The sequence below is a fragment of the Phenylobacterium sp. P4_E10 genome, from assembly GCF_056401675.1.
In genome coordinates this window covers 73565-91055 of record NZ_JBFUIW010000014.1, presented here as the reverse complement: position 1 = coordinate 91055, position 17491 = coordinate 73565, and the positions used below count along the sequence as shown (strand labels likewise).

The 17491-nt window shown below is 68.1% G+C and carries 19 protein-coding genes and 2 pseudogenes; 14 read left to right on the top strand and 7 right to left on the bottom strand.

From position 1 onward, the window contains the following. Positions 1–115: 115 nt before the first annotated feature. Positions 116–1369, bottom strand: coding sequence for a UbiH/UbiF/VisC/COQ6 family ubiquinone biosynthesis hydroxylase (locus AC1DQJ_RS16340; protein ID WP_477605162.1), 1254 nt, complete (start codon positions 1367–1369; stop codon positions 116–118). Between the two features lie 62 nt (positions 1370–1431). On the opposite strand from AC1DQJ_RS16340, the gene AC1DQJ_RS16335 reads away from it, so the two are divergent. The 6 genes and pseudogenes from AC1DQJ_RS16335 to AC1DQJ_RS16310 all read left to right on the top strand — a co-directional run. Further along, positions 1432–1935 carry a hypothetical protein gene (locus AC1DQJ_RS16335; protein WP_477605161.1) on the top strand — a complete coding sequence of 168 codons (504 nt, stop codon included), beginning with the start codon at positions 1432–1434 and terminating at the stop codon, positions 1933–1935. Between the two features lie 175 nt (positions 1936–2110). Next, positions 2111–3211: an HlyD family secretion protein gene (locus AC1DQJ_RS16330; protein ID WP_477605159.1), complete on the top strand. Its 1101-nt coding sequence runs from the start codon at positions 2111–2113 to the stop codon at positions 3209–3211. 11 nt (positions 3212–3222) lie between these two features. Continuing rightward, positions 3223–4848 carry a DHA2 family efflux MFS transporter permease subunit gene (locus AC1DQJ_RS16325; protein WP_477605157.1) on the top strand — a complete coding sequence of 542 codons (1626 nt, stop codon included), beginning with the start codon at positions 3223–3225 and terminating at the stop codon, positions 4846–4848. Further along, positions 4848–5456 (top strand): TetR/AcrR family transcriptional regulator, encoded by a 609-nt coding sequence (locus AC1DQJ_RS16320; protein ID WP_477605155.1) that lies wholly within the window; start codon positions 4848–4850, stop codon positions 5454–5456. Before AC1DQJ_RS16325 ends, AC1DQJ_RS16320 begins: the two co-directional genes overlap by 1 nt. Positions 5457–5553: 97 nt before the next feature. Continuing rightward, positions 5554–6030 (top strand): annotated as a pseudogene (locus AC1DQJ_RS16315) (discoidin domain-containing protein); the annotation flags it as partial. A 72-nt stretch (positions 6031–6102) separates the two neighbouring features. Continuing rightward, a pseudogene (locus AC1DQJ_RS16310) lies at positions 6103–6204 on the top strand (PEPxxWA-CTERM sorting domain-containing protein); the annotation flags it as partial. Here the strand turns inward: AC1DQJ_RS16310 and AC1DQJ_RS16305 are convergent. The 4 genes from AC1DQJ_RS16305 to AC1DQJ_RS16290 form a co-directional block, all read right to left on the bottom strand. After that, a complete protein-coding gene (locus tag AC1DQJ_RS16305) occupies positions 6201–7013 on the bottom strand; it encodes an enoyl-ACP reductase FabI (protein WP_477605153.1) in 813 nt (270 codons plus the stop codon). The pseudogene AC1DQJ_RS16310 and the gene AC1DQJ_RS16305 sit on opposite strands and share 4 nt — an antisense overlap. A gap of 39 nt (positions 7014–7052) precedes the next feature. After that, positions 7053–8264, bottom strand: coding sequence for a beta-ketoacyl-ACP synthase I (gene fabB / locus AC1DQJ_RS16300; protein WP_477605151.1), 1212 nt, complete (start codon positions 8262–8264; stop codon positions 7053–7055). A gap of 17 nt (positions 8265–8281) precedes the next feature. Beyond that, complete coding sequence (gene fabA / locus AC1DQJ_RS16295) at positions 8282–8809, bottom strand: 3-hydroxyacyl-[acyl-carrier-protein] dehydratase FabA (protein ID WP_477605149.1); 528 nt, start codon at positions 8807–8809, stop codon at positions 8282–8284. 81 nt (positions 8810–8890) lie between these two features. Next, entirely contained in the window at positions 8891–9466 is a 576-nt protein-coding gene (locus AC1DQJ_RS16290; RefSeq protein WP_477605147.1) for an SH3 domain-containing protein, read from the bottom strand. 76 nt (positions 9467–9542) lie between these two features. On the opposite strand from AC1DQJ_RS16290, the gene AC1DQJ_RS16285 reads away from it, so the two are divergent. After that, on the top strand, positions 9543–10529 hold the full coding sequence (locus AC1DQJ_RS16285; RefSeq protein WP_477605145.1) for a 2-hydroxyacid dehydrogenase: 987 nt from the start codon (positions 9543–9545) through the stop codon (positions 10527–10529). 11 nt (positions 10530–10540) lie between these two features. Here the strand turns inward: AC1DQJ_RS16285 and AC1DQJ_RS16280 are convergent, their stop codons facing one another. Beyond that, positions 10541–11281 carry a HesA/MoeB/ThiF family protein gene (locus AC1DQJ_RS16280; RefSeq protein ID WP_477605143.1) on the bottom strand — a complete coding sequence of 247 codons (741 nt, stop codon included), beginning with the start codon at positions 11279–11281 and terminating at the stop codon, positions 10541–10543. 88 nt (positions 11282–11369) lie between these two features. Here AC1DQJ_RS16280 and hslV point away from each other — a divergent pair, with 88 nt between their 5' ends. The 4 genes from hslV to AC1DQJ_RS16260 all read left to right on the top strand — a co-directional run bounded on the left by hslV (position 11370) and on the right by AC1DQJ_RS16260 (position 15006). After that, positions 11370–11918: an ATP-dependent protease subunit HslV gene (gene hslV, locus AC1DQJ_RS16275; protein ID WP_477605140.1), complete on the top strand. Its 549-nt coding sequence runs from the start codon at positions 11370–11372 to the stop codon at positions 11916–11918. Further along, entirely contained in the window at positions 11905–12747 is an 843-nt protein-coding gene (locus AC1DQJ_RS16270) for a nuclear transport factor 2 family protein (RefSeq protein WP_477605138.1), read from the top strand. Before hslV ends, AC1DQJ_RS16270 begins: the two co-directional genes overlap by 14 nt. A 14-nt stretch (positions 12748–12761) precedes the next feature. After that, complete coding sequence (gene hslU / locus AC1DQJ_RS16265) at positions 12762–14066, top strand: ATP-dependent protease ATPase subunit HslU (RefSeq protein WP_477605136.1); 1305 nt, start codon at positions 12762–12764, stop codon at positions 14064–14066. Between the two features lie 97 nt (positions 14067–14163). Continuing rightward, on the top strand, positions 14164–15006 hold the full coding sequence (locus tag AC1DQJ_RS16260; protein ID WP_477605134.1) for a hypothetical protein: 843 nt from the start codon (positions 14164–14166) through the stop codon (positions 15004–15006). 6 nt (positions 15007–15012) lie between these two features. Here the strand turns inward: AC1DQJ_RS16260 and AC1DQJ_RS16255 are convergent, their stop codons facing one another. Then, on the bottom strand, positions 15013–15483 hold the full coding sequence (locus AC1DQJ_RS16255) for a DUF2244 domain-containing protein (RefSeq protein ID WP_477605132.1): 471 nt from the start codon (positions 15481–15483) through the stop codon (positions 15013–15015). A gap of 86 nt (positions 15484–15569) precedes the next feature. Between AC1DQJ_RS16255 and nth the strand changes: the two genes are divergently transcribed. From nth to AC1DQJ_RS16240, 3 genes are all read left to right on the top strand, one after another. Then, a complete protein-coding gene (gene nth, locus AC1DQJ_RS16250) occupies positions 15570–16250 on the top strand; it encodes an endonuclease III (protein WP_477605130.1) in 681 nt (226 codons plus the stop codon). After that, complete coding sequence (gene gcvA / locus AC1DQJ_RS16245) at positions 16247–17158, top strand: transcriptional regulator GcvA (protein ID WP_477605128.1); 912 nt, start codon at positions 16247–16249, stop codon at positions 17156–17158. Before nth ends, gcvA begins: the two co-directional genes overlap by 4 nt. A gap of 89 nt (positions 17159–17247) precedes the next feature. Continuing rightward, positions 17248–17385, top strand: a complete 138-nt coding sequence (locus AC1DQJ_RS16240; RefSeq protein ID WP_477605126.1) for a hypothetical protein — start codon at positions 17248–17250, stop codon at positions 17383–17385. The last annotated feature ends 106 nt before the right edge of the window (positions 17386–17491 follow it).

The window sequence follows — 17491 nt, the reverse complement described above, 5'->3', positions numbered from 1 at the left end:
GGAGCTGTCAGCCGAATGGCTGACTGAGGGGGACTTTGACTCCTTAGGTCGCTGGCCCCCTCCGTCTCGGCGCTCCGCGCCGATCCACCTCCTCCAAAAGGGGAGGATCTGACAGCTACAATGCTTCCCCACGCAGCAGCCGCGGCAGGTCGCCGGTGGCGCCGCCGGCGTCTTCCATGAAGAACCTCCGCGCCGGTCCGATCCGGTTGACCGCCGCCATGCCGGCGCCCCGCGCCAGCCGCAGCACCGGGTTGTCGTTGGAGAACAGCCGCGTGAACACGTCGGTGGCGGCCGCCAGCATCACTGTGTCGAAGCTGCGCCAGCGGGCGTAGCGCTCCAACACCAGTTCTGAGCCGATGTCCTCGCCCAAGCGCGCAGCTTCGACCAGAACCTCGGCCAGGGCCGCGGCGCCCTTCAGGCCCAGGTTCAGCCCCTGACCGGCGATCGGGTGGATGCCGTGCGCCGCGTCGCCCAGCAGCGCCGCGCGCGGCGCGGTCAGCCGCTCGGCCAATTGCAGCGACAGCGGATAGGTGAAGACCCCGCCATCCAGCGTCGCCTTGCCGAGGAACTCGCCGAACCGACGCTGCAGGTGGGCGTGGAAGGCCTGCGGTGAAGCAGCCTTGAGCGCCGCGGCCTTGGCGCGGCTTTCGGTCCAGACCAGGCTCGCCCGGTCGTCGGTCAGCGGCAGGATGGCGAATGGCCCGCCGGGCAGGAAGTATTCGTGCGCCACGCCCTCGTGGCCGCGCTCCAGCCGCACGGTGGCGACCACGCCGGTCTGCGGATAGTCCCAGCCGATGACTCCGATCTTGGTAGCTGCCCGCACCACCGAGCCGCGGCCCTCAGCCCCGACCACCAGCGGCGCCCGCAGCACCCGGCCGTCCTCCAGGGTCACGGCGGCGGCGGCGCGATCGAAAGCCACGCTCTTGACCCTGGCCGGCGCCTCGACCCGGATCTTGGCGCGCCCTACTCCGGCCGCCAAGGCCGCGCGCGTGCGGCGGTTTTCCAGCATGTAGCCGAGCGGTTCACCCGCCGACCGCTCGGCGATCTCGGCGGAATCGAAGCGCAGATAGAACGGGCTGGACTTGCGAGCGGCCGCCCCGGGCGCATAGCCGTCGGTCACCAGGATCTGCTCGATGCGCTGGGCATAGGGCTCGATCTCGGCGGCCAGTCCCAGGGTGCGCCACTGCCGGAACGAGGCGAAGGCGATCGCCGAGGCGCGGCCGTCGAAGGTCGGCGCCACCTGGTCGTCGAACACCACCGGGTCGATCAGGATCGGCTCCAGCCCAGCGCTCTTCAGCGCCAGCGCCAAGGTCGCCCCCGCCATCCCGGCCCCGGCGATGATCACGTCCGCATCGAAGGTCTCAGCCATGGCCGGGATATGCCGACGAATGGGAGCGAAGGTCCAGCCTCAAGCGCGGCAAGAGCAGTTGCATGGCGCCCGGATTGCGGGTGAACTGGCCGCTGCATCCTGCGGAGGCGTCCATGGCGGGCCTTGCACGACCGACCGTAGCTGGCGAGCTGCTGGGACCGGTCATGCTCCTGGTTCTGGTCTGCAGCATGCCGGCCTGGCTGATCTACGAGACCTGGTCGACCCAGCAGGCCGAGCGCGACGCTTGGAACGTTTCGGGGCCGGCCTGTGCGGTGATCGATAACCCGACACCGGCGCTGTTCGGCGCCAAGGCGCCGCGAAGCTTCAGCTATGGCGGCGCGAGTTTCAGCCGCCGGTTCGGGCATGCGAGCTGCGCTTCGCCGCTAGCCGAAGGATTGATCCCCGGCGCGCCCTACAGGGTCTGCCAGTTCAACGGGCCGGCGGCCGTGGCGGTCACCACGGCGGCTGGAACCTCGTATTTCAAACCCGGGGTCGGCTCCCCAGCAACGATCACCATCCGTGACGGCAAGGTGTCCTGCGTGGTCGGGGGCTGGTTCAGGGCCTAGTCGAGCTTCTCCGCCATCGCCGCGAGCATCGAGGTGGCCCGCTGCGATATAGCGGCGTTAATCGATTTTTGGACGTCTCCGTCCATTTTACCCATTGCGGAGTCCACGCAGCCGCCCTACTTGGGCCTTGATTGGACTGATGCGTCCATTTTTCAGCAATTTTCCAGGCCCTCCCATGGCGTTGTTGCCCAAGAAGTTCGTTCCCCTCGCGGTTGGCGGCGTGGTCGCCGTGGCCCTGGTCGTCGGCGGCGGCGCTTGGTGGGTGAACAAACAGAAGTTCGAGAAGACCGACAACGCCTTCATCCAGGCGGACAAGGTCTCGGTCGCACCTCAGGTCGACGGCTACGTCGCCGAGGTGCTGGTTTCCGACAACCAGCAGGTCCAAGCCGGGCAGGTGCTGGTGCGCCTTGACACCGCCCCGCTGAAGGCGGCGTTGGCCCAGGCCGAGGCGAACGCCGCGGCGCTGGACGCTGCGGTTCGCGCCGTCGATGATAAGGCTCGCCTTGAACAGGCGATGATCGCCCAGAAGGCGGCCGGGGTGGCTTCCGCCCACGCTCAATCGCAACTGGCCCAGGCCGAGCTGGCCCGCTACGGCTCGCTGGCCCAGCAGGGCTGGGTGTCGCCGCAGCGCGCCCAAACCGCCCGCGCCACCGCCAGCCAGGCCACCGCCGGCGTCGACCAGGCCCGCGCGACCCTAGAAGCCGAACGCCGCAGCGCCGACAGCCTCGGCTCGGCCCGCGACCAGACCCTGGCCCAGGCCCAGGCCGCCCATGCGGTGGTCGAACAGGCCCGCATCAATCTGGACCGCGCCGAGATCAAGGCGCCGGTCACCGGCGTCGTCGGCGCCCGCGCCGTGCGCCGCGGTCAGTACGTCCGCCCCGGCAGCGCCCTGATGAGCGTCGTACCGCTCGGCGACGCCTATATCGTCGCCAACTTCAAGGAGACCCAGGTCGCGCGCCTGCGTGTCGGCCAGCCCGTCACCATCCATGCCGACGCCTTCGGCAAGCAGGAGATCAAGGGTCACGTCGACAGCTTCGCGCCGGCGACCGGCTCTGAATTCGCTCTGATCCCGGTCGAGAACGCGGTCGGCAACTTCACCAAGATCGCCCAGCGCCTGCCGGTGAAGATTGCCGTCGATCCGAAGTCGCCGCTGGCCGGCGCCCTGCGCCCCGGCCTGTCCGTCGAGGTCAAGGTCGACGTGACCACCAACACCGGACCCAGCTTCGCTGAGGCCGCCCCCGCGGCGCAGTACGCCCGCACCGGCGTCTCGCGCTAAGGGCCCTGGCCGTGGCTGACGACGCCCTAGCCATCTCACCCGCCCAGGCGCCTCCGCGCCCGGCCCCGCCCGGCGGTCACGTGACCGCCTCGGGCGAGGTCGATTGGGTCAAGATCTTCCTCGGCTTCGGCGGGATGGTGGTCGGCCAGTTCATGGCCATCCTGGACATCCAGATCGTCGCCTCCTCGCTCAGCCAGATCCAGGCCGGGGTCGGCGCCAGCGCCGACGAGATCAGCTGGGTTCAGACCATCTACCTGCTAGCCGAGGTGGTGATCATTCCGCTCACCGCCTACCTGACCAAAATGTGGGGCACGCGAACCGTCTATGTGGCCGCCGCCGCCGGCTTCATCGTCACCTCGATCGCTACCGGCCTGTCGACCAACATCGAGATGATGATCGTCACCCGGGCCCTTCAGGGCCTGGCGGCCGGCGCCATGATCCCGGCGGTGTTCGCCACCGCCATGACGGTCTTCCCGCCCGAGAAGCGCGTGACGGCCAACGTGGTCGTCGGCCTGATCGTCACCCTCGCGCCGACCATCGGCCCGACGCTCGGCGGTCACCTGACCGAGGCGATGAACTGGCGCTGGCTGTTCTTCGTCAACGTCCCGCCCGGTCTGCTGGTGATGTTCCTGGTCGGCCGCTACGGCAATTTCGACAAGGGCGACCCGTCGCTGGCCAAGGGCATCGACTGGTTCGGCCTGGCGATCATGACGGTCTTCCTGCTGTCGATGCAGTACGTGATCGAGGAAGGTTCCGGCGAGGGCTGGTTCGACGACGACGTGATCCTGTGGCTGACGGTCACCGCGGTGATCGCCGGCGTGGTCTTCATCTGGCGCCAGCTCACCTATCGCCAGCCGATCGTCTCGCTGAAGCCCTTCACCGACCGCAACTTCACTCTCGGCTTCCTGATGAACGCCGTGTCGGGAATGAGCTTGTTCGGCGGCACCTTCATCCTGCCGCTGTTCCTGGGCCAGATCCGCCAGTTCTCGTCGGCCGAGGTCGGCACCACCATGCTGATCTCGGGCCTGACCATGTTCCTCAGCGCGCCGATCGCCGGCCGGGTGGTGCGCTACATGGATCCGCGTATTCCGTTGGTGCTTGGCTTCGCCCTGGCCGCCTATGGCGTCGGGCTGGGTGTCCGGGTCACGGCCGAATGGGGCTTCTGGGAGTTCGCCACGCTGCAGGCTGTCCGCGGCGTCGGGGTGATGATCGCCATGATCGCCGCCCAACAGCTCAGCGTCTCCACCCTGCCGCCGGAGATGATGAAGGACGCCTCCGGGCTGGTGAACCTGATCCGAAACATCGGCGGGGCCGTCGGTCTGGCCGTCCTGACCACCGTGCTCAGCGACCAGTCCGCGGTCCACCTGTCGGAGCTGTCGGCTGCGATGAGCGTCTCCAGCCTGCAGGGACAGGAAATGCTGGCGGGCCTGACCGCGATGATGGACGCCCAGGGCATCGCCAATCCGGAAGGCGCGGCCCACAAGTTCCTGGGCATGGGCCTGCGCCGCGACGCCATGGTGCTGGCGTTCGGCGACGGGTTCTACTTCCTGGCCATTGGCTGCGCCTTCGCCTCGCTGCTCGGCTTCATGGCCACCCCGGCCAAGAACCAGGCGCCCTCCGGCGGCGGCGGTCACTGATGCCAAGGGCAGTAGGGCAGATCGACCTGGCCAAGACCGAGGCCATCCTCGACGCCGCCGCCGAGGTGTTCGGCGAGCGCGGTCTCTCCGCCTCGATGGAGGAGATCGCCCGCCGCGCCTGCGTGTCCAAGCAGACGATCTACAACCACTATGGCTCCAAGCCCGAACTGGTCCGCGCCATCGTCGACCGGCGGGTGGCCGAGATCACCGCCCCGCTGGACCTGCCCGAAGCGGCCGAGCACCCGGAGGAGACGCTCGCCGCCTTCGGCCGCTCGATGCTCGCAGCGGTGATGATGCCGCGCGGAACCTCAATGCTGCGGATGACCGTCGAAAGCGCGGCCGACCAACCCGACTTGGCGCGCGCGTTCTTCGAGGCCGGCCCCGCGACATCACGCAGGCGCCTTGCGGCCTTCCTGCGGATGGAAACCGAGAACGGCCGCTTGGCCGTGGACGATCCCGACCTGGCGGCGGAGTTCTTCGTCGGCATGTTCATCGGCGCCCATCAGATCGCGCAGCTGCTGGGCGTCGATCGCTCGCTCGATCCTCCGGAGATCGAACGGGTGGCGGCCGAGGCGGCCCACCGCTTTATGAAAGCCTACTCAGCGTAGCGCAGGCGCCGAGACTTCAACCAAAGTTCACGGAACCGAGATCGCCGCGCCACGCTGGCGCGGCATCTGCCCTCGAAAGCTTAATTCGAGGGTAACCATGTCCACCAAATTCCTGGGCTTCGCAGCCCTGGCCGCCGCTGCCGCGATCTTCGCCTCCCCGGCTGAAGGCGCCGTGATTACCCCGGTCGGGGTCACCGCTTCCAACACCTTCCCGTTCTGGGGCGAGTACAACGCCGAGAACCTGATCGACGGCAGCGGTCTGTCGGGCGGCAAGCATGACGCCAACTACACCAACATGTGGATGACCGACCTCGGTGTCGACAGCGCCACCCTGACCTTCGACCTCGGCGGCGCCTATCAGCTGAGCAGCCTGGACGTCTGGAACTACAACTTCGGGACCGAGGGCTACGCTTCGACGCTCGACCGGGCGGCCAAGGCCTTCACGGTCTCGCTCTCCACCGACGGGGTGAACTTCACCCAGGTGCTGGCCGGGCAGTTCTCGCGCGGAACCGGCCAGGCTCTGGGCGCCGAAACCTTCGGCCTGTCGGGCCTGGGCCGCTATGTCCAGATCGGGCTGTCGGGCAACCACCAGCAGGACCCGGCGACCTACGGCTATTCGCCGGTCGGCCTGTCCGAGGTCCGCTTCGCCGGCTCTGCAGTGCCGGAGCCGGCCACCTGGGCGATGATGATCGCAGGCTTCGGCCTGGTCGGCGGGGCCCTGCGCTCGCGCCGCCTGCAGCTGGCCTAGGCTTCGCTGTCGGCGGCCAGGCCCATGATGTGGAAGCCGGCGTCGACGTGAACCACCTCGCCGGTGGTGGAGAAGCCGAGGTCGGACAACAGCCACAGGGCGCAGCCGGCCACGCCCTCCATCGAGGTGTCTTCGCCCAGGGCCGACATGGCGCGGCCTTGGGCGAGCATTGAGCGGCCGCCGCTGATGCCGGCCAGCGACAGGGTCTTCATGGCCCCCGCTGAGATGGCGTTGACGCGGATGCGGCTGGGGCCGAGGTCGCGCGCCACGTAGCGGGTGGCGGCCTCAAGCCCGGCCTTGGCCACGCCCATGGTGTTGTAGTTCGGGATCGCCCGCTCGGCGCCGAGATAGGTCATGGTCACGATCGACCCGCCGTTCGGCATCAGCTTGGCGGCGCGGCGGGCGCAATCGACGAACGAGAAGACCGAGATGTCCATCGCGCGCAAGAAGCTGTCGCGCGTGGTGTTCTCGACGAACGACCCCTTGAGCTCGTCCTTGTTGGCGAAGGCGATCGAGTGAAGGAAGAAGTCGATCGTGCCGTGCGCCTTCTCGATGGCCTCGAAGGCCGCATCCATCGAGCCGTCGTCCTGGACGTCGGCAGGAACGATGGCCTTGGCGCCGACGCTCTCGGCCAGCGGCTGAACCCGGCGCTCCATGCCGGGCAGGTGCAGGAAGCTGAGCTCAGCGCCCTGCGCGGCCAGCTGCGAGGCGATTCCCCAGGCGATCGACTGGTGGTTCGCGACCCCCGTGATCACGCCCTTCTTGCCCTTCATCAGCTCGCCCTTGGGCATCTGATAATCTTCGGCCACGGGTGGTCTCCTAGGTCTCGTATTGCGCGAAGACGCGAGTCAGACCCGCGCCATCACCAGGCAGCCGTTGGTGCCGCCGAAGCCGAACGAATTCGACATCACCGTCTCGAGCTGAACCTCCTGGCGCTGGCGCAGGATCGGCAGGTCGGCGAACTCGGGGTCGAGGTTCTCGATGTGGGCGCTCTCGGCCGCAAAGCCGTTGTTGAGCATCAGCAGGCTGTAGATCGCCTCCTGCGCCCCGGCCGCGCCGAGGCTGTGGCCGGTCAGCGACTTCGTCGACGAGATCAGCGGCACGTTCGCCCCGAACACCTCGCGCACCGCGCCCATTTCCTTGCTGTCGCCGACCGGGGTCGAGGTGCCGTGCGGGTTCAGATAGTCGATCTTGCGGCCGCCGAGGTCGGCCATCGCCAGGCGCATGCAGCGCACCGCGCCCTCGCCCGAAGGGGCGACCATGTCGAAGCCGTCCGAATTGGCCGCGTAACCGACGATTTCGCCATAGATCTTGGCCCCGCGGGCCTTGGCATGCTCGTACTCTTCCAGCACCACGACGCCGGCGCCGCCGGCGATCACGAAGCCGTCTCGATCCTTGTCATAGGCGCGGCTGGCGGTGGCCGGGCGGTCGTTAAAGTTCGAGCTCATCGCGCCCATGGCGTCGAACAGCACGCTCAGCGACCAGTCGAGCTCTTCCGTGCCGCCGGCGAACACCACGTCCTGCTTACCCATCAGGATCTGCTCGTAGCCCGAGCCGATGCAGTGGGTGGAGGTGGCGCAGGCCGAGGAGATCGAGAAGTTCAGGCCCTTGATCTTGAACCAGGTGGCCAGGGTCGCCGAGGCGCCCGAACTCATCGCCTTGGGCACAGCGAACGGGCCGACCCGCTTGGGGCCGCGGGTCTTGGCGGTCTCGGCCGCCTCGATGATGGCCTTGGTCGAGGGGCCGCCCGATCCGACGATCAGGCCGGTGCGCTCGTTGGAGACCTCGGCCTCCCCCAGGCCGGCGTCGGCGATCGCCTGTTCCATGGCGATGTGGCCATAGGCCGTGCCCTGGGCCAGGAAGCGCGCCGCGCGGCGGTCGACCATGGCTTCCCAGTCGACGCCAGGCGAGGCCTGGACCTGCGAGCGGAAGCCCAGCTCGGCGTATTCCGGCGCAAAGCTGACGCCGGATTTGGCCTCGCGCAGCGAAGCTAGGACCTCATTGGCGTTGGAGCCGATGGAGGAGACGATACCGATCCCGGTGACGACGACGCGGCGCATGAACTAGCTCCGGCTTCTCAGACCAGGTCCTTGGCGTCGAACAGTCCGACGCGCAGGTCCTTCGCCTCATAGATGGGCTTGCCGTCGGCTTCGAGCACCCCGTCGCCGATCCCCATCACCAGTTTGCGCATGATCACCCGCTTCAGGTCGATCTTGTAGACCAGCTTGGAGACCTTCGGCGTCACCTGGCCGGTGAACTTCACCTCGCCGACGCCGAGCGCACGGCCCTTGCCGGGCGCGCCCGACCAGCCGAGGAAGAAGCCGACCAGCTGCCACATGGCGTCCAGGCCCAGGCAGCCCGGCATCACCGGGTCGTTGATGAAGTGACACTGGAAGAACCAGAGGTCGGGGTTGATATCGAGTTCTGCCTCGAGATAGCCCTTGCCGTGCGCGCCGCCGCCTTCCGTGATCTGGGTGATCCGGTCGAACATCAACATTGGCGGCACCGGCAGTTGGGCGTTGCCCGGGCCGAACATCTCGCCTCTGCCGCAGGCCAGCAGCTCTTCGAGATTGTAGTGGTCCTTGGCCTTGGCGCCCTGGATCATGCTTGGCTTTCTTGGCGACGGCTCATTTTTGGAGCCTCAGGAATCATGAATTTCAGGCCCTAGCAGAGCAGGACCTCGGGCTCAACGGCTGCGCGTGGCGCGCACACCGCCCACCTTGCACTGAATAGCGTCCGAAACGCCCCACAGTTCAGCCGCCTGAGCCCAGCCGGAAACACCCTGGCTGCGCACCTTGCACCAGCCCTCGTCGCAGTCCTTCACCAGCTCGGCGATGGAGCGCGGATTGAGGTAGGCGACGATCTCCGCCTCTGCGCGGGGCTTTTTGTGCAAGCCAAGTCGCGTGGGTTTGACTCGCATCACCGTGGCCTCGCCGCTGGTCAGCCGGCGGTGCACCCAGGCCATGCCGCCGTCAGGATCGCAGATCCGGCGCCACTCGGTGTTTTCGGCCACCACCTGCACCGGCAGGCCCTTGGCTTCGTACACCCACAAAAGCTTGTGATCTTCCCCCGGACCGGCCCGCGCATAGACCTTGTCGAACTTCAGCGATACGTAGCGCGGCACCGGCTGTCCGGAGGGCGTCAGCCGCGGCGCCGCCTGCGCGGCGGGCGCGCAAACGGCAAAAATCAGCGCCAGCGTCAAAAAAACGGGCGTTGCGGCTCTGCGCCGTGCAATCGATTGAGGCTCGCCTTGGCCGTCCATAGGGGCTTTGCTAGAGGTTCTTGGTTACACAACGCAAGGCGCGCCGCGCGCAGTTAAAGATTCCTTTCGAACGCTCATGGCCCCTCGCAAACCCAAAGTCATCGTCACCCGCCGACTACCCGACCAGGTAGAGACCCGGATGCGCGAGCTGTTCGACACCGAGCTGAACCTCGATGACGCGCCCATGGACCGCGAGTCCCTGATCAAGGCCGTGCAGCGCGCCGACGCCATCGTCCCAACCATCACCGACCATATCGACGCCGACCTGATCGCCGCGGCCGGCGACAAGCTCAAGCTGATCGCCAATTTTGGCGCCGGGGTCGATCACATCGACGTCGCCGCCGCCAACGACCGCGGCATCGCCGTCACCAACACGCCCGGCGTGCTGACCGAGGACACCGCCGACCTGACCATGGCGCTGATCATGGCCGTCTCACGCCGGATCGTCGAAGGCGCCAACGTCGTGCAGGCCGGCCACTTCACCGGTTGGACACCGACCTGGATGATGGGGCGCCGGGTCAACGGCAAGCGGCTGGGGATCATCGGCATGGGCCGCATCGGCCAGGCTGTGGCGCGCCGCGCCCGCGCCTTCGGCATGCAGATCCACTATCACAACCGCAAGCCGGTCAGCCACGTGATCGCCGAGGAGCTGGAGGCCACCTACTGGGAGAGCCTCGATCAGATGCTCGCCCGCATGGACATCATCTCGGTCAACTGCCCGCACACGCCGGCCACCTACCACCTGCTGTCGGCCCGGCGGCTGAAGCTGCTGCAGCCGCACGCCGTGGTGGTCAACACCGCCCGCGGCGGGATCATCGACGAGGCGGCCCTGGCCGACCTGCTGGCCGCCGGCGCGATCGCCGGCGCCGGCCTGGACGTGTTCGAGTTCGAGCCGGCCATCAATCCCAAGCTGCTGACCCAGCCGAACGCCGTGCTGCTGCCGCACCTGGGCTCAGCCACCGTCGAGGCCCGCATCGACATGGGCGAGAAGGTGATCATCAACCTGAAGACCTGGATGGACGGCCACCGCCCGCCCGACCGCGTCATCCCGTCGATGCTGTAGGAGTCGGCGGCTTAGCCGCCTCCACAGACCTCGCACTCCGGGTCGGCCCCGATGCGCACCGTTCGGCTCTCGCCAGCCAGGCCGTCGTAGATCAGCAGCCGGCCGGCCAGGGGATCTCCGGCGCCAGCGATCAGCTTGATCGCCTCCAGGGCCATCATCGAGCCGATCACGCCGGCGAGGGCGCCGACCACGCCGACTGCGACGCAGGTCTCGGCGTCGGGTGGTGTCTCGGGCACGAGGCAGCGATAGCAGGGCCGGCCGCGAAACACTCCGACCTGGCCGGTCCAGCGGCCGATGGCGCCGGAGACCAGGGTCCGCTCGTGCTTCACGCAGGCGGCGTTGACGGCGAAGCGGGTGGCGAAGTCGTCCGTGCCGTCCAGCACCATGTCCACGCCGGCCACCAACGGCCCGACATTGCACGGCTCCACGTGCACCGGCGCACAGTCGACATGGACGTGCGGGTTCAGGGCGCGCAGGTGGTCGGCGGCGGCCTCGACCTTGCGGCGGCCGACATCGGCGTCGCGATAGATCACTTGCCGCTGCAGGTTCGACGTATCGACTACGTCCGCGTCCGCCAGCACGATCCGCCCTACCCCGGCAGCCGCCAGGTAGAGCGCCGCCGGCGCGCCCAGCCCGCCCGCGCCGACGATCAGCACGCTGGCCGCCCGCAACCTCTGCTGGCCCTGGCCGCCCACTTCCCGCAGGACTAGGTGGCGGGCGTAGCGCTCGACTTCGTCGTCTGTGAAGCTCATCGTTCGATCGTCCGTTCTGGGCGCATCGTCGTCATGCCTGATCGCACCATGCTTGACCTCGCCCGTCCCCCTGGCCACATCGGAACCCATGACGACAAGCTCGAACTTTCCGGATTGGCACGGCACCACCATCCTCGCGGTACGCAAGGGCGGCAAGACCGTGATCGCCGGGGACGGCCAGGTTTCGATGGGCCAGACGGTGGTCAAGGGTAACGCCCGCAAGGTGCGCACCCTCGCGGGCGGCAAGGTTCTGGCCGGTTTCGCGGGGGCGACGGCTGACGCCTTCACCCTGATCGAGCGCCTCGAGGCCAAGCTGGAACAGTATCCCGACCAGTTGGCCCGGGCCTGCGTCGACCTGGCCAAGGACTGGCGCACTGACCGCTATCTACGTCGCCTGGAGGCCATGCTGCTGGTCGCCGACAAGGATTCCATCTTCACCGTCACCGGAGTCGGCGACGTTCTGGAGCCGGAAACCGGCGTCGCGGCCATCGGATCCGGCGGCAACTACGCCCTGGCCGCGGCTCTCGCCCTGGCCGACACCGAACTTTCCGCAGAGGAACTGGCCCGCAAGGCCATGGCGATCGCCGCCAAGATCTGCGTCTACACCAACGGAGAACTAACGGTTGAGAGCCTCTAGCCTTCTGGCTGCCGCTCTCCTCTCCGCCACACCCGCCTTTGCCGAAACTGATCCCTCCGCGGTTGTCGCCGCGGAACGGACTTTTGCGGCCGACGGTCTGGCGCTGGGGATCAGGCAGTCCTTCCTCAAACATTCCACCAAGGACGCCATCGTCTTCGGGCCAGAACCGGTGAACGCGCAGGCGACCTACGGCGCGCGGCCCGACAAACCGCACCCGCCGCTCGTCTGGTGGCCGCTCTGGGCGGGCATCGCCCGCTCGGGCGATCTCGGCTTCACCACCGGTCCGTCGACCTTCGACGGCAAGGCGAACGGCTGGTACTTCACCGTCTGGGTCCAGCAACCGGACGGCAGCTGGAAGTGGGTCTATGACGGCGGCGCGGCAAGCGCCCATGGCGACGCCCCGCCGCAAGATTCTGCGCCGGTCTATCTGCCCGCTTCCACCGGACCCAAGGCCAGCCGCGACCAGGCGATGAGAAAGGTGCGAGCCGCCGAGGCCAGGCTGGCCGCTGGCGCCTCCACCAACGCTCAGCGCGCCTACTTGTCGGTGCTCGGCGCCGATGCCCGCGTCACCGGCTCGGCGGCCGTTCCGGCGACCACGCCTGAAACTATCGACAAGGAACTGGCCACCCGCGCCCCGTCCATCGCCTTCTCGCCGCTCGGTGGCGCCGCTTCGGGCGCCGGTGATCTGGCCTGGACCTATGGCGAGGCGCGCTGGACCCGCGATGGCGTTACCCAGCGCGGCCACTATGTCCGCATCTGGCAGAGCCGGGCGGAAGGCTGGCGGCTTGTCTTCGATCAGATTCTGCCTGTCCCGAAGACCAGGTCGTGACTATCTAGCGGGGCATGACTGAGTTTTCCCCCCGCGAGATCGTCTCCGAGCTCGATCGCTATATCGTCGGCCACCCGGACGCCAAGAAAGCGGTGGCCGTCGCGCTGCGCAACCGCTGGCGCCGCCGACGGGTGCCGGCCGAGCTGCGCGACGAGGTCACGCCTAAGAATATTCTGATGATCGGCCCGACCGGGGTCGGCAAGACCGAGATCGCCCGCCGCCTGGCGCGCCTGGCCCAGGCTCCGTTCCTGAAGGTCGAGGCCACCAAGTTCACTGAGGTCGGCTATGTCGGCCGCGACGTGGATCAGATCGTCCGCGACCTGGTGGAAAGCGCCATGGCTATGGTCCGCGACAAGCGCCGCGCCGCCGTGCGGGCCCGCGCCGAGGCGGCGGCGGAAGAGCGCTTGCTCGACGCCCTCACCGGCCCCGGCTCCACCGCCGCCCGCGACGCCTTTCGCAAGAAGCTGCGGGGTGGCGAGCTCGACGATAAGGAGGTCGAGCTGAGCCTGGCCGACACCGGCGGCGGCATGCCGGTCTTCGACATTCCGGGCCAGCCCGGCGCCCAGATGGGCATGCTCAATCTCTCCGAGATGATGGGCAAGGCCTTCGGCGGCCGCACCAAGACCCACAAGACCACAGTCTCGGGCGCCTGGGCGCCACTGATCGCCGAGGAGAGCGACAAGCTGCTGGACCAGGAAGCCCTGACCCAGGAAGCCCTGGAGCTGGCCGAGAACAACGGCATCGTGTTCCTGGACGAGATCGACAAGGTCGCGTCCAACCGCGAGCGCGCCGGGGCCGACGTCAGCCGCGAAGGCGTGCAGCGCGACCTGCTGCCGCTGATCGAGGGCACCACCGTCTCGACCAAGTACGGGCCGGTGAAGACCGACCACATCCTGTTCATCGCCTCGGGCGCCTTCCACGTCGCCAAGCCCTCGGACCTGCTGCCCGAACTGCAGGGCCGCCTGCCGATCCGTGTCGAGCTGAAGGCCCTGAGCCGGGACGACTTCCGCCGGATCCTCACCGAGCCGGAGGCCAACTTGATCCGCCAGCACCAGGCGCTGCTGGCCACTGAGGGCGTGACGCTGAACTTCAGCGAGGACGCTGTCGACGCCCTGGCCGACGCGGCGGTGACCGTGAACGGCAGCGTCGAGAACATCGGCGCGCGGCGGCTGCAGACCGTGCTGGAGAAGGTGCTGGAGGAAGTCAGCTACACCGCCTCCGACCGCGGCGGCGAGACCGTCAACATCGACGCAGCCTATGTGAAGGAGCGGGTCGGCGGCCTGGTCCAGAACACCGATCTGAGCCGCTTCATCCTCTGAGGCTTGCGCGGGCCGCCACGGCGGCCGCCAAACAACCCTTGCCACCGCGTCGCATTCGGCTCTCAAATCGATTGCATCGCCGCAAGGGAGCGCGCGCATGCAGGTCGAACTCGCCGAAGAGCGGATCTTCCGGATGGCCGACCGCTTCAGCCTGGAGCACGCAGAGGGTCGCGCCTGGTCAAAACGCATCGAGGCCTTCGGGACCCTGGCGCGGATGTCGGGCCTGTTCAACCAGCCCAAGGACGACGAGTTCGCGGTCATCTATCGCGAGCGGCGACTGCAGCCGTTCTGGCGGATCGCGGTCTCCACCATCACCGCCTATGAGCGCCGGCGTTCCTACGCCGTGAAGGTGCCGCCCGAGGTGCGGGAGGTGACCTTGGACGGAAAGGCGCTCCCGACTCCGGACGGCGAATTCGTCCTGGAGGGCCTGGAATCCTGCCGCGAGGAAGCTCGCCGAGAAAGCTTCGTCGATGGCCTGAGCAAACAGCCGACCCCCGGCTTGGCCGCCTATCTGCAGCACGACGCCGTGGAGATGGACGCCGACGCCCTGGCCAAGGCGACCGCCGAGGGCATGGTGGTAGTGCCGCCGGAGGCCAAGTCCTCGATCGTGGTGCGTGACGTGCTGGCCGGAGCGATCGGCAAGATCGACGCCGACCGGGTGCTGGAGGAAACCGTGCGGGTTGAGGCGGTCGACCTCTACTACCGGCCGATCCACGCCTTCCGCTACCGGCGCGCCGACAAGGAGGCGGTGGTCGAGTTCGACGCCGTCACCGGCGAGGTCAAGGTCGGCGGGGCCACCTTCGAACAGCACCTGGGCAAGGTGCTGGAGCCACGCTTCCTGCTCGACGTGGGGGCCGAGACGCTGAACTTCGTGGTGCCCGGCGCGAACCTGGCCAAGCTGATCATCGTCAAGGGCATGGAGATGCGGGCGAGCCGCTAGGGCTTCCTAGCCGCGGCGGGCGTCGTAGATCGCGCGTTCCAGGGCGCGGGCGAAGTCGGCCCGTTCGACCGGGCTGAGCGCGGCGGCCACCGAGGCGTGGCGACCGGACATGGCCAGGCGCACGGCGTGCACCACCTCGTCCTCGTCAATCTCCAGAGCCACGCGGGTGAAAGCGGTCGGGCTCTCCCAGACCACCTCGCTGGAGCCCGGCGTCTCGCGCACTACCCGCACTTCCCGCGAGGTGACCCGCACCCGTTCGATCCGCTTGGCCGCGGCGTAGCTGGCCAGGAAGGCGGCGATCACTGCGGCCACGTCGAGGCCCAGGAACAGCGGGACGAGCGTCGCTCCCATCGACAGGAAGACCGCCGCAGCCGCGCAGTTGAAGAAGGTGACGATGCTGATCAACACCACGAAGCCCCGCTGCGACAGCGAGCGGTTCGGGGTGATCACAGCGTCCATGTAGACGAGGCCATCCATGCAAATCGCAGTCTAGTGCGGAAATCGGCCGTGCACAGTCCGCAGCTCTTGGCGCGCGGCGCGACGCGGGCGATGGTCGCGGCGATATGGCCAAGTCCGTTCCGAACAAGACCAAGCGCCTCAGCCCCGCCGAGAAGGCGCGGATCGAGGAGCTGTTCCACCGCTTCCTGTCCCTAAGCGACGACCCGCGCACCGAGCTCAACTACGACAGCCCCTACACCCTGGTCGTCGCCGTCGCCCTCTCGGCCCAGGCGACCGACGTCGGGGTGAACAAGGCCACCGCCAAGCTGTTTGCGGTCGCCGACACGCCGCAGGCGATGCTGGAGCTCGGGGAGGACGGGCTGATCCCCTACATTTCCTCGATCGGTCTCTTCCGGACCAAGGCCAAGAACGTGATCGCGGCGGCGAAGATGATCATGGAGCAGCACGGCGGCGAGGTGCCGCTGAACCGCGAGGCGCTGCAGGGCCTGCCGGGCGTGGGACGCAAGACCGCCAGCGTGGTGCTGAACGAGCTGCGCGTGGAGCCTGCCATCGCGGTCGACACCCACGTCTTCCGCGTCGCCCATAGGCTGAAGTTGTCCTCCGGCAAGACCCCCGACCAGGTCGAGGCGGACCTGATGGCCATCGTGCCCGAGCCATATCTGACCCGTGCGCACCACTGGCTGATCCTGCATGGCCGCTACACATGCGTGGCGCGGCGGCCGAAATGCGAGGAGTGCCCGGTGGCGGATCTCTGCCCCTCCAAGGCGATGTTCCTGGCCGCATGAACGCGCGGCTGCCGCTCAATGCGCTGCGCGTTTTCGAGGCCTGCGCGCGGCACGGCAGCTTCCTGAGCGCGGCCGACGAGCTGGCCATCACCCCCGGAGCCGTCTCGCGCCACATCAAGGGATTGGAGGCCGAGCTCGAGGTGCGGCTCTTCGATCGCTTCAATCGCGCCGTGCGCCTGACCGAGGCCGGCGAGCAATTGGCGGTCGGCGTGCGCCAGGGCCTCTCGACCCTGCAGTCGGCGGTGGACGCCGTGCGCTCCAAGCGCGATGCGCCGCTGGTGGTGACGGTGCTGCACTCGCTGGCCGCCCGCTGGCTGGTGCCGCGGCTGCACGACTTCCAGCGCCGCTATCCGGACGTACAGATCATGGTCGCGGCCTCCGACCTGCCGGCCGATCTGGCGCGAGACAATATCGACGTGGCGATCCGACTGGGGCGCGGCCCCTATCCCGGCCTCGACGCGACCCTGCTGTTCAAAACCGTGATGTCGCCGGTCTGCAGCCCGGGCTTCATCCAGAGATACGGCCCGTTCAACCATCCCAACGATCTGGCCGGCGTCACCCTGCTGCACGACGTGCTGATGCTTCCTGATGAGCCGGACTGGGCCGCCTGGCTGGCGGCGGCGGGCGCCGACAAGGTCGATCCCAATCCGGGACCGCGGTTCTCGAACACCTACCTAGCGGTGGAGGCCGCCCTGTCCGGTCGCGGCATCGCCTTCGCGCACCGGGCCATGGTGATCGACGATCTGGCTAGCGGCCGGCTGGTGCAGCCGTTCGCGATGTCGATGCCCAGCCCGTTCAGCCACTGGATCCTGTCGCTGCCGGAAAAGGCCGAGCAGCCGAACATCCGCCGTTTCCGCACCTGGCTGCTGCAACAGGCCCTGGCCGACGGGCTGCGCGAACCCAGTTGATCTGAAGTCACTTGATGGGCCTTAAGCTCGTTTGTCGGCGACGCTTGAAAGGCCGATTTTGTGGAGGTTCACCGCGGTAGGAGCCCCCCATGACCTACACCTACGCTCAATCGAGCACCCGACCGGCCCACGCCTCGCGCCATCTTCGCCTCAGCGACGTCGTGCTGGTCGTCGCCGTCGCGATCATCTTCTGCCCGGTGGGGTTGATCGTCCTGGGCGCCGTCTAGAGCACGGGCCGGCGCCCCCGCAGCCGGCCCGCGCCGGGACTCCTGGCGCGCTGCTTGCAATGATCTGGCTTTGGAACCTGCCGCGCTCCGTCGTGGCCCGACCGGA

Bases quoted from the DNA above. Each gene is read 5' to 3' on its own strand.
- AC1DQJ_RS16240 (WP_477605126.1), top strand. From the start codon at position 17,248: ATGACCTACACCTACGCTCAATCGAGCACCCGACCGGCCCACGCCTCG.
- AC1DQJ_RS16285 (WP_477605145.1), top strand. From the start codon at position 9,543: ATGGCCCCTCGCAAACCCAAAGTCATCGTCACCCGCCGACTACCCGAC.
- AC1DQJ_RS16340 (WP_477605162.1), bottom strand. From the start codon at position 1,369: ATGGCTGAGACCTTCGATGCGGACGTGATCATCGCCGGGGCCGGGATG.
- AC1DQJ_RS16290 (WP_477605147.1), bottom strand. From the start codon at position 9,466: ATGGACGGCCAAGGCGAGCCTCAATCGATTGCACGGCGCAGAGCCGCA.
- AC1DQJ_RS16330 (WP_477605159.1), top strand. From the start codon at position 2,111: ATGGCGTTGTTGCCCAAGAAGTTCGTTCCCCTCGCGGTTGGCGGCGTG.
- hslU (WP_477605136.1), top strand. From the start codon at position 12,762: ATGACTGAGTTTTCCCCCCGCGAGATCGTCTCCGAGCTCGATCGCTAT.
- AC1DQJ_RS16335 (WP_477605161.1), top strand. From the start codon at position 1,432: ATGGCGCCCGGATTGCGGGTGAACTGGCCGCTGCATCCTGCGGAGGCG.
- AC1DQJ_RS16255 (WP_477605132.1), bottom strand. From the start codon at position 15,483: ATGGATGGCCTCGTCTACATGGACGCTGTGATCACCCCGAACCGCTCG.
- AC1DQJ_RS16280 (WP_477605143.1), bottom strand. From the start codon at position 11,281: ATGAGCTTCACAGACGACGAAGTCGAGCGCTACGCCCGCCACCTAGTC.
- hslV (WP_477605140.1), top strand. From the start codon at position 11,370: ATGACGACAAGCTCGAACTTTCCGGATTGGCACGGCACCACCATCCTC.
- nth (WP_477605130.1), top strand. From the start codon at position 15,570: ATGGCCAAGTCCGTTCCGAACAAGACCAAGCGCCTCAGCCCCGCCGAG.
- fabB (WP_477605151.1), bottom strand. From the start codon at position 8,264: ATGCGCCGCGTCGTCGTCACCGGGATCGGTATCGTCTCCTCCATCGGC.
- AC1DQJ_RS16320 (WP_477605155.1), top strand. From the start codon at position 4,848: ATGCCAAGGGCAGTAGGGCAGATCGACCTGGCCAAGACCGAGGCCATC.
- AC1DQJ_RS16260 (WP_477605134.1), top strand. From the start codon at position 14,164: ATGCAGGTCGAACTCGCCGAAGAGCGGATCTTCCGGATGGCCGACCGC.
- fabA (WP_477605149.1), bottom strand. From the start codon at position 8,809: ATGATCCAGGGCGCCAAGGCCAAGGACCACTACAATCTCGAAGAGCTG.
- gcvA (WP_477605128.1), top strand. From the start codon at position 16,247: ATGAACGCGCGGCTGCCGCTCAATGCGCTGCGCGTTTTCGAGGCCTGC.